This is a genomic window from Streptosporangium nanhuense (assembly GCF_059358815.1).
The window spans coordinates 1-1,530 of the sequence record NZ_JCADBG010000093.1 but is presented as its reverse complement, the minus strand read 5'-3'; the positions used below and the strand labels follow the sequence as shown (position 1 = coordinate 1,530).

Sequence of the window (1,530 nt, the reverse complement as noted above, 5' to 3'; positions counted from 1 at the left end):
GCTCACTGGTGCACCATCGTCTTGTCGGCAGTTGAAAGACCGCCGATGCACCCCAGGTGCCGCCGGATCACCGCCCTGCTCGCTCGACCTTGAGGTCCAGACTGAGTTCCGCGGGATTCGGCGGTCACCCGGGACGCGCCGACCGTCGACAGGGCTGAGCGCCACCGAGCGCCGAACAGTGAGCTCACTGGCTGCCGCGTCCCGGTACCAAAAAAAGGGGTGCCTCCCCACTGGGCTAGCAGCGAGGAGGCTGTCATGCAGTATGCCCCCACCCCATCCCTGCCCGCCAACGCGCCAAACGGTGTGACCGCAGGCATAGATTGGGCCAGCGCCGATCACGTTGCCTGCGTGGTCGACGCGGCTGGCAAGGTGACCGCTCGTTTCACCGTCGCTCACACCGACGCCGGACTCAATGACCTCACCCGACGCCTCATGCGAGCCGGAGCGGCCGAAGTCGCCATCGAACGCGGTGACGGCCCTGTGGTCGAGGCCCTGCTCACCGCCGGCCTGACCGTGGTGGTGATCAGCCCGAACCAGGTCAAGAACCTGCGCTCCCGATACGGCTCGGCCGGCAACAAAGACGACCGGTTCGACGCGTTCGTCCTGGCCGACACCCTGCGCACCGACCGGGCCCGACTGCGCCGGCTGACCCCCGATGCCCCGGCCACCGCCACGCTGCGGGCCACCGTGCGCGCCCGCCGCGACCTGGTCGCCCACCGGGTGGCGCTGAGCAACCAGCTGCGCGCCCACCTGCAAGGCGCTTTCCCCGGCGCCGTCGGCCTGTTCGCCAACCTGGACAGCCCGATCAGCCTGACCTTCCTGACTCGCTTCGACTGCCAAGAGCGCGCCGACTGGCTGTCCGAGCGTCGCCTGGCCGCCTGGCTGCGCGGTGTTGGCTACTGCGGCCGCCAAAGCCCGGCCACGCTGCTGGCCCACCTCAAAAGCGCGCCCCGCGGCGCGAGTGGCGATGACGGCGCCGCCCGCGCGCATACCACTCGTGCCCTGCTGGCCGTCCTGGCCGCGCTGGTCGAGCAGATCAAGGCGCTGGAGGCGCAGATCACCGAGCAGCTCACGCTGCACGCCGACGCGCACATCTTCACCTCGCTACCGCGTTCGGGCACCGTGCGCGCAGCCCGGCTGCTGGCCGAGATCGGCGACTGCCGCGCCCGATTCCCCGACCCGGCCGCGCTGGCGTGCCTAGCCGGGGTGGCGCCCTCCACTCGCCAGTCCGGCAAGCACAAGAGCGTTGGTTTCCGCTGGGCGGTCAACAAACAACTGCGCGACGCGGTTTGTGACTTCGCCGCCGACTCCCGCCGGGCCAACCCCTGGGCGGCCCGGCTGTATGCCGATGCCATCACCCGCGGCAAGGACCACCCGCACGCCACCCGCATCCTGGCGCGTGCCTGGCTGTATGTGATCTGGCACTGCTGGCAAGACGGCGCCGCCTACGACCCCGCCAAACACGGAGCCCTCCAGACCCTACTCAAACAAGATCAATCGGCGGCAGCTTGACACAGGGCTACTCAGTCG

1 protein-coding gene is annotated in these 1,530 nt (G+C 69.9%); it reads left to right on the top strand.

Features of this window, described 5'->3' with window-relative positions:
- Window positions 1-255: 255 nt before the first annotated feature.
- Window positions 256-1,512, top strand: a complete 1,257-nt coding sequence (locus AC5L38_RS44110; RefSeq protein WP_495248802.1) for an IS110 family RNA-guided transposase — start codon at window positions 256-258, stop codon at window positions 1,510-1,512.
- Window positions 1,513-1,530 lie beyond the last annotated feature (18 nt).

What these genes read in the sequence shown, in the direction of transcription:
- AC5L38_RS44110 (WP_495248802.1), top strand. Translation starts at nt 256, where the DNA reads ATGCAGTATGCCCCCACCCCATCCCTGCCCGCCAACGCGCCAAACGGT.